This is a genomic window from Vibrio sp. MarTm2 (genome assembly GCF_027587055.1).
Classification (GTDB): domain Bacteria; phylum Pseudomonadota; class Gammaproteobacteria; order Enterobacterales; family Vibrionaceae; genus Vibrio; species Vibrio sinaloensis_D.
Genome location: NZ_JAPPTK010000011.1, coordinates 1 through 14693, shown reverse-complemented (window position 1 = coordinate 14693; position 14693 = coordinate 1). Strand labels below are relative to the sequence as shown.

12 protein-coding genes and 1 pseudogene are annotated in these 14693 nt (G+C 41.8%); 1 reads left to right on the top strand and 12 read right to left on the bottom strand.

The window, feature by feature from the left end:
• Positions 1-8 precede the first annotated feature (8 nt).
• The 5 genes from pseF to wecB are packed head-to-tail and all read right to left on the bottom strand — an operon-like array spanning position 9 to position 5312.
• Entirely contained in the window at positions 9-701 is a 693-nt protein-coding gene (pseF, locus tag OH458_RS17495) for a pseudaminic acid cytidylyltransferase (protein ID WP_065275029.1), read from the bottom strand.
• Entirely contained in the window at positions 701-1876 is a 1176-nt protein-coding gene (gene pseC / locus OH458_RS17490) for a UDP-4-amino-4,6-dideoxy-N-acetyl-beta-L-altrosamine transaminase (RefSeq protein WP_269979277.1), read from the bottom strand. Before pseC ends, pseF begins: the two co-directional genes overlap by 1 nt.
• Complete coding sequence (pseB, locus tag OH458_RS17485) at positions 1873-2886, bottom strand: UDP-N-acetylglucosamine 4,6-dehydratase (inverting) (RefSeq protein ID WP_269979276.1); 1014 nt, start codon at positions 2884-2886, stop codon at positions 1873-1875. Before pseB ends, pseC begins: the two co-directional genes overlap by 4 nt.
• A gap of 14 nt (positions 2887-2900) precedes the next feature.
• Entirely contained in the window at positions 2901-4169 is a 1269-nt protein-coding gene (gene wecC / locus OH458_RS17480; protein ID WP_269979275.1) for a UDP-N-acetyl-D-mannosamine dehydrogenase, read from the bottom strand.
• 18 nt (positions 4170-4187) lie between these two features.
• On the bottom strand, positions 4188-5312 hold the full coding sequence (wecB, locus tag OH458_RS17475) for a non-hydrolyzing UDP-N-acetylglucosamine 2-epimerase (RefSeq protein WP_269979274.1): 1125 nt from the start codon (positions 5310-5312) through the stop codon (positions 4188-4190).
• Between the two features lie 441 nt (positions 5313-5753).
• Here wecB and OH458_RS17470 point away from each other — a divergent pair, with 441 nt between their 5' ends.
• Positions 5754-6986, top strand: a complete 1233-nt coding sequence (locus tag OH458_RS17470) for an exopolysaccharide biosynthesis polyprenyl glycosylphosphotransferase (RefSeq protein ID WP_269979273.1) — start codon at positions 5754-5756, stop codon at positions 6984-6986.
• 59 nt (positions 6987-7045) lie between these two features.
• Here OH458_RS17470 and OH458_RS17465 read toward each other — a convergent pair whose 3' ends face one another.
• The 7 genes and pseudogenes from OH458_RS17465 to OH458_RS17435 form a co-directional block, all read right to left on the bottom strand.
• Complete coding sequence (locus OH458_RS17465; protein ID WP_269979272.1) at positions 7046-8902, bottom strand: acyltransferase family protein; 1857 nt, start codon at positions 8900-8902, stop codon at positions 7046-7048.
• On the bottom strand, positions 8899-10185 hold the full coding sequence (locus OH458_RS17460; RefSeq protein ID WP_269979271.1) for a capsular polysaccharide export protein, LipB/KpsS family: 1287 nt from the start codon (positions 10183-10185) through the stop codon (positions 8899-8901). Before OH458_RS17460 ends, OH458_RS17465 begins: the two co-directional genes overlap by 4 nt.
• Before the next feature lie 3 nt (positions 10186-10188).
• On the bottom strand, positions 10189-11265 hold the full coding sequence (locus OH458_RS17455) for a glycosyltransferase family 4 protein (protein WP_269979270.1): 1077 nt from the start codon (positions 11263-11265) through the stop codon (positions 10189-10191).
• A gap of 9 nt (positions 11266-11274) precedes the next feature.
• On the bottom strand, positions 11275-12153 hold the full coding sequence (locus OH458_RS17450; RefSeq protein WP_269979269.1) for a glycosyltransferase family 2 protein: 879 nt from the start codon (positions 12151-12153) through the stop codon (positions 11275-11277).
• Positions 12146-13303: a polysaccharide pyruvyl transferase family protein gene (locus tag OH458_RS17445; RefSeq protein WP_269979268.1), complete on the bottom strand. Its 1158-nt coding sequence runs from the start codon at positions 13301-13303 to the stop codon at positions 12146-12148. Before OH458_RS17445 ends, OH458_RS17450 begins: the two co-directional genes overlap by 8 nt.
• The gene (locus OH458_RS17440; protein WP_269979267.1) at positions 13300-14364 is read right to left on the bottom strand and encodes a nitroreductase family protein; all 1065 of its coding nucleotides are present in this window, start codon (positions 14362-14364) and stop codon (positions 13300-13302) included. Before OH458_RS17440 ends, OH458_RS17445 begins: the two co-directional genes overlap by 4 nt.
• 4 nt (positions 14365-14368) lie before the next feature.
• Positions 14369-14693, bottom strand: a pseudogene (locus OH458_RS17435) (polysaccharide biosynthesis C-terminal domain-containing protein); the annotation flags it as partial.

Below are 14693 nucleotides of genomic sequence, written 5' to 3'. Positions count from 1 at the left end.
CCTAAATGTTAATTGGTGAGCTTTAGCACAGAAAATAAAGATTCAGCAAGCTCCCAATCTTCGGGGGTATCAATATCTTGAACTCGATTACGAGGTAAAAGTACCGCTTTCGAATGAGGAGAAAAAATAGAGTACTTTTCTAAAAATGCTCTGGTTTTCCCCCAATAAAACTGTCCTGCATCGTGATAAGCCTCTTCGAGGTCTTGAGACCTTACCTGTTCATTTTCAGGGGAAAACATCGAAACAGAGCCGTCTGAATCAAGTTTAATCGCGCGTTGAATTGGGAATGGAAATGAAGTAGCACTAAAAGCAAATTGCACACCTTCGCCTTGCAAAAGTGCATAGCCTTGTTGTAAATCCTTCGGCAATACAAATGGAGCCGTTGCATATAAACAACATACAGCGTCAATATCCCAACCTTCATCTTGACACCAATGGATAGCATGAGCCATGACATCCATTGTTGTAGCATAGTCATCGGAGATATCTGCTGGACGGAGAAATGGAACATGCGCACCATGAGCCTCGGCAACGGCTGCAATTTCTGTATCGTCGGTCGAAACGATCACTTTATCAAAGCAGCCAGAGGCAATGGCTGCTTCAATAGAGTAGGCAATCATAGGTTTACCATGAAATGCTTTGATATTTTTTCTTGGTATGCGCTTACTACCGCCACGAGCTGGAATAATCGCGACTTTCATTAGCGCCCCTGCAATATTTCAGTGAGAACTTGAACGACTGTATCCTGCTGCTCTTCACTCATCGCGTGGAACATCGGAAGAGAAATCGCTTCGCGGTAATAGCGCTCAGATTCTGGGAAATCACCTTCATTGAAGCCCATTTTGTCATAGTAAGGCTGAGTATGGACTGGAATGTAGTGCAGGTTGACTCCGATACCTTTGCCTCTCAGTGCGTCAAATACCTCTTTGTGTGTCAAAGAGATCTTGTCCAACTGCAAACGAATTACATAAAGGTGAAGGCCCGAGTAGGTATTCTCCAATTGATATGGCAATACCACTGGTAAAGACTTCAATAGCTGGTTGTAACGATCTGCAAGGTGATGACGAGCGGTAATAAAAGCGTCTAAACGATGCATCTGAGATACACCCAGTGCCGCCTGAAGCTCGGTCATACGGTAGTTAAAACCTAAATCAACCTGTTGATAATACCAACCACCATGGCTTTCACCCTCCATTTGCTCAGGGTCACGAGTAATACCGTGACTTCGAAGCAAAGTCATCTTGTCAGACAAAGCCTTTTGGTTGGTCATTGCTGCGCCACCTTCCGCCGTCGTAACAATTTTAACGGGATGGAAGCTAAAGACAGTGATATCCGAGTATTCGCAATTCCCTATCGGCAAGCCTTGATATTTGCCGCCAATTGCATGTGAAGCATCTTCAATGACTTTGAAGTTGTACTCTTTCGCCAGTTTGGCGATCGCCACCATATCGCATGGTTGACCACATAAGTGCACCGGCACAACAACTTTCGGAAGCTTACCTTCTGCTTTCGCTTTGATTAACTTTTCCTCAAGGCGTTTTGGACACATATTGTAAGTATCAGGGTCAATATCTACGAAGTCGACTTGTGCACCACAGTATAAACCGCAGTTTGCTGACGCGACGAAGGTAACAGGCGACGTCCAAAGCCAATCCCCTTCACCTAGTCCCAGCGCAAGACAAGCGATGTGTAATGCTGATGTAGCGCTATTTACAGCCAGGGCATAGCTTGCACCTGTATGATCGATAAGTGCTTGCTCAAATGCAGGAACTTGGGGGCCCTGCGTCAGAAAATCCGACTTCAAAACATCAATAACACTGTCAATGTCTTGCTGGTTAATATCTTGCTTACCGTAAGGAATCACTACTATTCTCACACTGTAAAGTTTGGATCAACGTGCTCTTTGATTAGCTCACGTAGGCCTTCAATACTTTCCCACTCTGTATTCGTACCTGAGTTGTATTTGAAACCAAACGGTACTTTTTCCGCTTTGTGGTGTTCGAGGTATTCTTGCTCTGTATAGGTGAACGAAACAGAAGGAAGAATTGCGTAGTATTTGCCAAGGTCGATCGTATTTAGCGAATCAGTATCGGTGATCATCTCTTCATGGAGCTTTTCACCTGGGCGAATACCTACAACTTTAGTCTCACATTCTGGAGCAATCGCTTCTGCGATATCCAAAATCTTGTACGATGGGATTTTTGGTACAAAAATCTCACCACCTAAATGGTTTTCAAGCGCGTACATCACCATGTTCACGCCATCTTGCAATGAGATATTAAAGCGTGTCATCTCTTCATGAGTGATCGGCAGCACGCCTTCTTCACGTTTACTCAAAAAGAATGGGATCACGGAACCACGCGAACCCATGACGTTGCCGTAACGCACTACGCTGAAACGGATATCTTTAGAACCTTTGATGTTGTTCGCCGCTGCAAACAACTTATCCGAAGCAAGTTTGGTTGCTCCATATAGGTTAATTGGTGCACATGCTTTATCTGTTGATAACGCTACAACATCTTTAACGCCGCACTGCAGCGCTGCATGGATAACATTCTCTGCACCATCAACGTTAGTTCGGATACATTCTGTCGGGTTGTATTCAGCAGTATCTACCTGCTTGATCGCTGCAGCATGAATAATCACATCAACACCTTCACAGGCTTGAATCATGCGGTTTTGATCGCGAACATCACCGATAAAGAAACGAAGTTGTGGGAAATCTTTGGCTGGGTACTTCTGCTTAAGCTCAAACTGTTTTAGTTCATCGCGAGAAAAAATAATAATTTTCTTCACTTCTGGGTAGCGTTCAAGAATGGTTTTAATGAACTGTTTACCGAACGAACCAGTGCCGCCAGTTATCAAAACCGTTTTATTATTCAACATAAATTTGTAACCTTTTATTTCCAAACGCCCTTGGTGTCTACAATTAACCCTTGGGTCACTTTACATTTTGTAAACTCTTGATGATCAACCAACAAAACCTGCACATCAGCTTCTTTTGCCGCGATATCAAACTCTACAAGTTCAACATATTTCAATTTTTCAGGAAGAGATTCAATATTTGGTTCTACTGCCACAACACGACCGCTATGCATTTCTGCGATCTTTTGTGTAATGACCATTGCAGGGCTCTCACGCAAGTCATCAATATCTGGTTTAAATGCCAGACCGTAACAAGCGACTGTTACTTCTTTGGCTGTTTTATCAGGGTTCGCTTGTAGGAAGTCTGCAATCGCCAGTTTGACTTTGTTGATCACCCATTCCGGTTTGCCATCATTCACTTTACGTGCAGTGTGGATGATTTGTGCCTCTTCTGGCGTTTTCGACACGATAAACCAAGGGTCAACTGCGATACAGTGGCCGCCTACACCTGGGCCCGGTTGAAGGATGTTTACACGTGGGTGACGGTTTGCGAGTGCAATCAACTCCCATACATTGATGTCTAACTTGTCACAGATGATGGATAGCTCGTTGGCAAAGGCAATTTGTACATCACGAGAGCTGTTTTCGGTTAGCTTCGCCATTTCTGCCGTGCGAGCATTGGTCACCACACACTCACCTAAAACAAAGGTTTTGTACAACTCAACCGAACGCTCTGAACAGCGAGCAGACATACCACCAATAACGCGGTCGTTTTCTACTAGCTCACGAACAACATGGCCAGGAAGCACGCGCTCTGGGCAGTGCGCCACATTGACATCAGCATTGTCATCATGTGTTTGTGGGAAAGTAAGGTCCGCGCGAGCTTCTGCAAGCCAAGCCGCCATTTGCTCTGTCGCACCGACAGGAGAAGTGGATTCTAGAATCACTAAGTCGCCTTTTTTTAGCACAGGGGCAATCGCTTTACTTGCTGCTTCTATGTAAGACAAATCTGGTGCTGGTACTTCGCCCTCTTCACAAGGTAAGAACGGCGTTGGAACGGCAATCAAAAACGCATCCGCTGGTTCTGGGGTAGTACTGGCTTTTAAGTAACCCTCTGATACCGCTGCACTCACGATCATATCCAAATCAGGTTCTACGATGTGGATTTTACCTTGGTTGATGGTATCCACTGCGTGTTGGTTTACATCTACACCAATCACTTTCTTTTTACGAGAAGCGAACATCGCGGCAGTAGGTAAACCAATGTAACCTAAACCAACAACTGAGATTGTTTCAAAAGACATTTTCATTTCCTGAGGTTGTTATTTTGCTAATTCGTCTAAAATTCTTTGGCATGCTAGGCCGTCACCGTAAGGGTTGTGCGCGAAGCTCATTGCTTTATAAGCCTCTTCATCTTTTAACAACACTTCTAAACCTGAGACGATCTTGTCGACATCTGTTCCCACCAGTTTCACGGTGCCAGCTGCAACAGCTTCTGGCCTTTCTGTGGTATCACGCATCACCAACACTGGCTTACCTAGTGAAGGAGCCTCTTCTTGAATACCGCCAGAATCGGTAAGGATAATGTGCGCACGGCTCATCAAGTAAATAAAAGGAAGGTATTGCTGAGGCTCGATAAGATGCACGTTATCCACGTCGGATAGAATGCGATTTACCGGCTCTCTTACGTTTGGGTTCAAGTGAACTGGGTATAGGATTTGCGCAGCAGGGTTGTCTTTTGCTGTACGTGCCAGTGCTTCACAAATGCGCTCGAATCCACCGCCAAAGCTTTCGCGGCGATGTCCAGTGACCAAAATCAACTTTTCATCTTCTTTTAGCATTGGGAACTGAGCCGCGAGTTGCTCGTTCAGTGCTGCATCATTGTCGATTTTGTCTTTCACCATAAGTAACGCATCAATCACTGTGTTGCCGGTGATAGAAATATCCGCTGGGTTGGTGTTTTCTTTTAGTAAGTTATTTTGAGAGGTTTCGGTTGGCGCGAAATGGTATTTGGTTAGCGCACCAGTTAGCTTGCGGTTCGCCTCTTCCGGCCAAGGCGAATAGATGTTGCCTGTGCGTAATCCGGCTTCTACATGGCCAACTTCAATTTGCTCGTAGTAGGCTGCAAGGCTCGCGGCAAAAGTAGTGGCTGTATCACCATGAACAAGCACCACATCAGGCTTAAACTCTTGCAGCACAGGTTTGAGCTCTAACAAAATACGTGCGGTCACGTCATTTAGTGATTGCCCAGCCTTCATCAAGTCCAAATCATAATCTGGTTTGATCTCAAACAGTTCAAGTACTTGGTCAAGCATTTCACGGTGCTGCGCAGTCACACAGCACTTTGCTTCGAATCGCTCATCATTTGCAAGTGCATGAACAAGCGGTGCCATTTTGATAGCTTCTGGGCGCGTGCCAAAAACCGTAAGGATTTTTTTTCTAGACATAACCTTAATTTACGTTGGAAGTAGAATGAGTAAGTAGTAACTCAGATGCCAAGTTACCTTGCAACACCATGTACCGCTATAGAGAAAATAATTCAGACTAAGACACGCTACCGCCCTTAGGTTTAGCTCCCAAAGGCAAATAGGTAGACATCCAAACTGTCGGGGGAATCCCATAATTGGCGGTGAGTATATCGAAAAATACGACTTAAATAAAAGTTATCTGGAAAAGTAAAACAAATAATTATTAAGTAGTATAAAGATACTGCCTCCATGTGACTTATTGCTCATTTCCCACCAGACTAATAGTTATTTCGCTCACTAAAATGATACTCCTTTTACTTCTTATAGCCCCTAAGAGTGTTGTTGTAACCATGCCGACTCTACACGTATCAATATCACTTGTGGTAGCATACAAGCACTGACAGCCCTAGGTGATGAAACGTGAGAAAACTGCTTAAAAATTCAATTGTATGCCACGGTATCGGTGTGTTTGGCACCCTATTAATCCTCCATGTTGTAACAGGCTTCAGGGCTAACCTTCCCATCACGGTTATCAATAGTTTTTGGCTCGTTAGCTGCGCCTATGTTGCTACCTCTGTCACTATTCCCAAGATTACTAACTACTTGCTGGTTGATCGTAAGTACTACATTTTGCCGGTTTTGGCTTCCATCTATGCCGCCGCTATGGCTTTTATTTTGTTGTTTAGGGTTGAGTACTCACGTGAGATTCTTATTTACGCTTTTAGTATCCATTTGTTTTGGATGTACTTTTCTGCCGTATACCGCAAAGAAAATGCCAAACTCAATTTAAGTGCAATCAATAACTTTGATGTTGACAACCTTGATAGTAGACATGCACGTATCCATCTATCACTTTTACGTGAGCCTCTCTCAATGTCTGAGATAAAAGATGGATTAGTGGTTGATTTACATAACAAACTCACGCCAGAACAAGAGAAGTTTGTTGCCGATTGCAGTATCAATAACATTCCGGTTTTCCATTCGGAAAGCATTCGAGAAATGATTGAAGGCAAGGTAAAAACAAGTCACTTGTCTGAGAATGCCATTGGTTCGCTTGTTCCTAACCCTGTTTACCACAACGTAAAGCGTGCTTGGGAATCAGCCTTAATCATTCTGAGCTTTCCAATCACGCTGCCTATCATGGCTATCACTGCTTTACTAATTAAACTGGAAAATCCTGGGCCTGCAATGTTCATTCAAGAGCGCGTGGGGCAAGGTGGCAAAACATTTCGCATCTATAAGTTTCGAAGCATGACGGTTAAAAAAGCCGGAGCTGAGGATAAATTTGCCACTGAAGAGCAAGCACGTGTGACCAAAGTCGGCAAATTCATCAGAAAGGTTCGAATCGATGAACTCCCTCAATTCTTCAATGTGCTAAAGGGAGAAATGTCACTTATTGGACCTCGACCAGAGCAAGAGAGCTTCGTAAAACAGTTCGAGAAAGAGATTCCTTTCTATGGTTACCGTCATATGGTCAAGCCAGGCATCACAGGATGGGCGCAAACCGTACAAGGATACGCCGACGATATCGATTCAACGCGCGAAAAGCTAGCCCATGATCTTTATTACATTAAGCACTTATCTTTCTGGCTAGATATGAATATTGTGTTGAAGACTCTAAAAACGATGATGACTGGGTTTGGAGCTAAGTAATCCGAAGAACTTACACCCCAACTAACGCAATTTGGTTGGGGTATAACTATTTCTGGCTTTTATTTGCCCGAAGATGAAAGAACTTCAGCTATGTGCTTCCAAGTAATCTCAGAGCCTAATGAAGATAAATGTAGATCTGGCATGAAGAGAGATTTACCATCCAAATCATATTTACATTCTTCATCGGTACAAAAAACACTATCTACAGGAATGTATTGAACAGATTCATATTGTTCTGCGAGTTTTATAAGAACTTCATTTACCCTTTTAACGTTAGGTGGATAAGGCCAATTGGTCTGACATTCCTGATTAATCCCTAGTAGATAGTTACTCTTCATGCAGGTGACCAAGTCTTTAGATTGTGGCCTTGGTAAGTCCCCTAAAAGATATACTTCAAGCCCTTTATACTCTTTTAGTAATTCGTGCATGTTCCATTCTAAATCTTTTAAGTAATTTCCAGTTAGCGGACAACTACCATTGGTACACTCAAGACGGTTATTATTCTTATCCCAATGGTGTACGAGAATAACTGGCTTGGATTCATTTAATGCAAGCTTATAGTGTTCTCTACACTTCTCTTTCCAATCTAACCTAAGACCGTCTCTCTTATACATGGAACTTGGGAATGACATACATGCACCAAGCCAGGCTTGTTTGACTTTGGTTTTCTCTTTCAAAATCCCACGGGTATAATGATTGGCGTTGCTATCACCCAGAAGTAAGTAGTCATAATCACCTTTATCAGCCGTATTTAGATAAACCACCCCTTCATTTATTCGATAATTTTCACCAGTTCCACCTTGAACAATTGGGCTGGATTCTATCTGTAATCTTTGAGCTAAGCCTTGAGTAATAAAAACGAGACTCCCGGCAGCGCCTAGAGCAATGATTACTAAGAGATGTACCCCTACAGCTTTTAGCCTACTGTTTTTTAGCTTTCGCGAAAATGGCTGCTCTATAAATCTATAGCTCAAAAAACCCAAACCAATAGAGGATAGAACTCCCAAAAATGCTAGGTTCTCAAAACCAAAGTACGCCAAACCAGTGACTATTGGCCAATGCCAGAGATAAATCGAGTATGACCAAAGCCCAACCCTTTGAACAAACGTATTGGTGAGGGCTTTGCTGTTTTGTACTCCTCCCCAAATAACAAGGCACGTACCCAAAGTTGGAATAAGAGTCATAAAGCCAGGCCAAAGATCTTCGCTATCAACCCAAACACAAGATAGTACGATTAGAAGATAACCGACCAAAGCAACGCTAAGAGAATTACTATTCTTCAGCTTTAAAGGGAAAAGGAAGACTACTCCACCTAGGAGCATTTCCCATGCTCGGCTAGGAAATAGAAAGTAAGACTGCGTTGGGAAATGAGCCGATAAGTATACGCTTAAAGCAAAGCAAATTATGGTAAGGGAGAGCAAGATTCTATTTAGCGACTCTTGGCCAAAAAGCTTGAACAAACCAAACATGACAATTGGGTAAACGATGTAAAACTGCCACTCCGCCGATAGTGACCATGTGTGTAAAAAGAAGTTGCCTTCGCTGGCAAAATAGCCCTCTCGCATCGAGAACATAACATTACTAACAAATGCAATGCTCGTCGCCACATCTCTACCAACAGTTTTGTAATCCCATGGAACTAAATAGAAGTAACCCAAGGCTAACATCACAAAACAAAGCACGGCTAAAGCAGGAATAATCCTGTTGGCTCTAGCTAGATAAAAGTTAAGAATATTAAATCTATCACCTTTCAGTCCTGTATATATGATACTCGTCATCAAGTATCCAGATATAACAAAGAACACATCGACTCCAGCGAAGCCGCCTGTCAGAACATCAGGATAAAAATGGAATATAACGACGGCTGTTACGGCCAAAGCGCGTAAAGCATTTATGTCTTGGCGAAAGGCTTTCATTGTAACGACACTACTTTTTCTATTTTGTTGGCAATACGGTTCAGTTCTTGTTTTGTGTAGCTGTATCCAGCCCCATGTACGCTGTACTCATATTTTAAGTAATTAATAAAACCCTTCCTCGCAGCCATATCGACCGGCTTAGGATTAGATAGCCCATCAGACAGTTCTTCTATACTAATAGGTTGACAGACATCTTCACGAGCAAAAAATGCCCGCCCCAATACAAACAGCGGTTTATCGGTTTCTATCGCTTCCATACAGACAGTGGAATTCACAGAAACAATTGCGTCAGACTGGCTAACCAATTTAGTGGTATTTGCCCTGGTAAACAGGGTTTGTTCTCTCGCTTCGTAACAGCCTAAATCGTTAGGATGAAGTTTGACTACCAACTGGTGCGTTTTTGACAATGTAGAATGGTAAAACGCTCGCTCAACTTGCTCCAACAGTGACTGGTTTGACGAAAAGTCACTGTGAATAAGGAATTGGGTATCATTTTCTAACTGCATAGGAAAAAACACATAAGGTTTTTCAGGGAGCGATTCTGAAGCATTACTAGCAGTATGCACGCGACGTTTGACACTTTGCTCCCAAAATCGCTTTATATACGGACGAATTCGGAATGGGTTGTGTAGTATTGGAGAGTTGTGACCAGCAACCCCACCTAGTTTGTTAAGCAGTAAAAAATAAGCAAAGTTCAACTTAGAAGTTTTACTGTCATGACCATGGAATGAACTGGGCACGTTAAATCTTCTTCCAGTGCAATTGGCATACTGAGTAAAGTCTATTTCTAGGGATGCCACACTTGAGTTGGCATTCACGCCATAAAAATCTAGCGTAGTAGTGTACGGTCTGAATAAACCTAATTCACTAACACAAAAAGGCACACCTTCTTCAATGCATATTTTACGAGCGATTGCGTGATGCCAGCGGAGATCATTGTGCATCATGACAAAGTCTATTGCCTGCTCTCTTAAGTATGATCGGAAAAAGTTGGCAAATCTTGCAAATTTACTTGTCTCGTCTTCATTGAGTTCACGCTTTTCAAACTTACGTATATACGCCGAATAATGGTTATTCGACCATATCGCGAGTTTGTAATCGTCCTCTGTTACTGTTGAGTGACTAGCCAAAATATCACCAATGAAATGGTATTGTTCACCTGAAAAGTAATGTGTATAGCCAAATTTTGAAAATATGCCATGGAATGAAGTGACTTGGCTTATCTGCTTAACGATAAGAGAGAAAAATCGTGAGTATGGAGAATCAAGTGAGAGAATATTCATAATTTAAGTTCGAAATTGATCTAACCAAAGAGAGAGGATGGCGTCCTTTCCAAAGCGTTGTCGATTTTTTACCGCTCTGGCAGACATATCAAGTCGTTTGACTTCATCATTAGCCAATTTAATCAATCGCTTCGCAAAAGTTTCAACATCAAATGCTGGTACTAAGTACCCATCTTCACCATCAGTAATAATTTCAGAGGGCCCTGTTTCGCAATCAAAGCTAACGATTGGCAGACCATGAGCTTGAGCTTCTAACAGCACCATAGGAAAACCTTCATTTCTCGAGGTTAGGATGAAGACTCCCGCCTTTTGATATTCATGGCACACGTCATTGGTAGGATCATTCACTTCAACAATATGATCGAGATTCAATTCTGTGAGTCTATTTTGAAGCCACTGTTTATCTTCCCCTTCACCATAGAGGTCAAACAACCAACTTGGACAAGCGAAATGAACTTTCTCTATAATATCAGCTAGATAATCAACCCCTTTAGTTTTGTTGTAGCGGCCAATAAAAAGAAATCGATGACGATTGCTGTATACCGATTCAACTTCTGAGAAGTTAGTGTAATTGGGTATTACCACTACACGATTTAAGTATTTATCGTAGTGATGCACTTTATCGGCATAGGTAAGACATATCAAACGCTGCAATTTTGGATATCGCCATCGTTTCATTAGTTTACGAAACGGTCCAAAATAATTATGAGCGGTATGTTCTGCTCCCCAAAGAGAAGCTCGCTTAAATTTACAAAAACTCGCAAATAGGTTCATTGCAGTACCAACAGCAATGACGATATCGACCTCTTGACTGTCAACATAGTACTCGACTTCTCGGCGAAGAGAGCCATACCATACAAGCTTAGAAGCAGCATTCAAACCATGCAGAGCTGGCATCTCTAAGTAGTCAACTCTAGAATGATGATACTTTCCATATTTTGCTGCAGCTGACAATGCGCGGACGTGAAACTCATTACCAAACTGAGCGAAGTCATTCACAAGATTTTTTGTGACTCGCGACAACCCTCCTGGCATGGTGATGTCGTTAATTAAGAAAAGTATTTTAGTTTGCTTTGACACTGCTACCACTTACTTCAATTTTAACCGTCGCCACAATGACCCCAAGGCTGGTGTTCTAGTGTGAACATAAAGTGACAATGCTGATTTGTAATTCCACCTGTTAATATTCTTCAACATAACTCCTAGGCTATAGTGACTAGGATCCGCTTTACATCGAAGAATAGTAAAGGATTGAATATGTTCCTTGGACATCAAATGTTCATGCTTATTGAAAAACATATCCAATGCAGCCAGTCGTTTCACATTGCTATTGGTAATTCGTTTTTCCTCATGCCCAGTATGCCAAACGTAGGTAGCAGACTCTAACTTAACCCCCTTTCCATACGCTTCTATGAACCTTATCCACATATCGTAATCTTGAGAAGCGGGTAGCGATTCATCGAAACCACCGAGTGCAATTAGCCACTCTGTGCGAGTAAATATCTGATTTCCTATTGGATTACTATGCAAAGCCCTAATTAAATCAATTTCCCCAACGTCGCCAGTTCGACAGAACCTTCCCTTGCCAGTATCTTCCCAAATTGAGGACGCAACGAACGAGCAATCATTTTTACAAAAACTATCTAGCAAAGTTTCTAGGTGGTCGGGCAAAAACTCATCATCATCATCTAGACCTGTTATGAACTCACCTCTGGCATTGCGTATTGCTACATTTCGGGCATGACACGCACCTTTAGCCTCTTGGTTTTCAAATAATCTAATGTTTTCGAATTTTTTTTGAAAATCCCTTACAACTTTATTTGTATCATCGGAAGACCCATCATTAACAATCAAAATCTCAATGTGCTTATAAGTTTGAGTCACAACTGATGTAATAGCCCTCTTTAACAAACGACTCCTGTTATGCGTCGGAATATAGATGCTAATCAGCGGAGAACAATTATTCACCTTCAACACCATCTAAGACATTGTTTAATTTAGACCACATATCTCTAGTTTGTGACTTATACAGTTCAACTTGAGTGCTATATTGTGTCGATGTAACATTATCTATAGAAAATAATAAGGCATTCTTTATGTCATCATAGGAAGCGCCAGCGTTTAACAACTGCTTATCTGCAGTGTATTCTGAAAATAACTGCTCGTATTTATGACTCCAACTGGTGCCCACGCAAGGGACGCTCTGCGATAGCGCACTAACACAGCCATGAAATCTAGAGCACACAACTGCTTTGCTATTCCCAATAATACCTTTGACTTTTAGCGGATCGCTTTCTTCAATGTACTCTAATTGATTGTTAAATTGTTCATTTATTTGAGCACATAGTCGGCCATCGCCCTTCCCTTCATGATTGAGCAGTACAGGTTTAAGCTGCATACTTTTGATCACCCGGACAGCATCACATAACACGGTTAGGTATGTGTCTTTCCACATTTTATTCGGATTATTGTCTCCAATCATATTGCTATTCGGAATAATAACCACCTTTTCAGATCCATCTGTGAAATAGCTTGGAACTTCTCCAATAACTAAATTAGTAAAGTCTGGGGCTATAAACAGGTTCTCGTCACCGTAGGCAAGCGAACGAATATAATCATGTGTAGTCTTCTCTCTCGCAAAAACTAGAGATGCGAAAGGCAAACTTGCCTTCAGCTTTTTCCTATCGCTTTCTACAGTAAATGGGCCCATAGCCTGTGGCATAAAGATATATTTACTATTGTACCGCTTAGCCCTAATAAGCTCCCCATACAAATGATCTACATTCATATTTTTCCACTGATCACCGTAAGCGAAACCAGATGCATCCAACACAACATCTATATCAGCTTCAGTCACAATCCCCCAATTATTTTTGAACCATTTCCTGACTGATTTAGGTAAAGTGAAGGCCAGACGGTTGAGATCAAAGACTCCCTTTCTCAAGCTTAGCTTTTGGTATGCCCCTACAGATATCCTAGATAAGTAAGGTGAATTTACGTGAGGAGCTAGAGCAATTTTTATTGTGTCATTTCTTGCTTTAAGCTGCTGTAAGATAGCGCATAACATGAGCTCTGCACCTTTATTGACAAACTGAACACCTTTTATTTCTACAATCATTGATCTACGACCTTCATTAACTCAACGCTGTCTTTTTTTCTTGAGAAAGCTATCCCACCATCCGGATCTGCATATCCAACGGCCAATAGCATAATGGTTCTTTGGTGCTTTGCCAAACCTAGCTCCGCATCAAGCATTCGTTCGCGCTTTTCTATATCAGGCCAATTAATCGGACATGAACTTAACCCTAGAGTCTCTAAAGCTAGCATTAATTGCATACTAACTAATCCACCATCAATATAGATAACATGTCGATCCCTCTCTGAAGGATAAGCAGATAAATCCCCAACAACCGCGATCACTGCGGGTAGGTTTTCTGCAAAACCAGCCGTTCCCATAGCACATTTAGCAATTTTCTCAGCTTTCACTTTAGACAGAGCAGTATAAAACTGAAACGGCTGTCGGTTACATGCTGAAGGCGCCTGGGTCGCAATATCGATAGCCCTGTTTAGCTCACCTAACTCAACAGGTTTATCTAAATACCAACGAACGGAACGGCGCTGTTTGAATAAATCATGCAGCTGCTCGTAACTAACATCTGATGTCATCCTCTCTTTATGTAAATAAGGAACACTTAACTCACGCATTTCGGTGCTTCTCATATCACCAAACATAGCTCTAGCTCGGTCGATTTCGGGAGTACTTCCCACTATGTTGAAATAATCGCTTAATACGTCACCCCACCAATTTATTTCTTCGGGGCTACCCACATCTTGATCAATTGCATTACAATATGCCTTAACCGTCTCCAAAATAAAGGCTGTGGCAAAAACTTCCCGTCTAGGCCTCATTATCAAACCTTTCTCTAAGCGATGGATATTGCGACGCAATAAAGTCGTACCCTCCCTAGAGTCAACAATAGAGCGACGATACTTCAACCTACCTTTCAATACACTTTGCTGCTCTCTGGAAAATGACGAGTTAAATAGAAAATAATACAAAGAAGAAAGAAACCTAGTTTTCGAAAAAAACTTAATAGCAACACTATCAAACTCACCAATAGTGGAAATTATTTTTTCCTTTGATGCTCTACTTAGCTTACTTTTAATAAATTTAAACATAAAATCACTTAGTAAATTTAAATTTCAGGCTTATCAATCTCACTAATCTTAATGGTAAAAAGAGAGAGCGAGACATAACCCAGAAAATTGGCCTAGTCTTACTAGAGAAACAGAACACCAGATACGATGCTCCAATGTATGAAATTAGGGTTGCAATTGCAGCCCCTACACCACCGTACTCTGGAATTAGAACAATATTTGCTAAAATATTCATAATAGCCCCAACCCCTTGACTTAAAAGTGAGTACTTTAGAAGCCCTTCCGCGATAATCCATTTACTTACGAGAGAGCGCATAAAAACGAAAATTGATGCAAATATATGGATATTG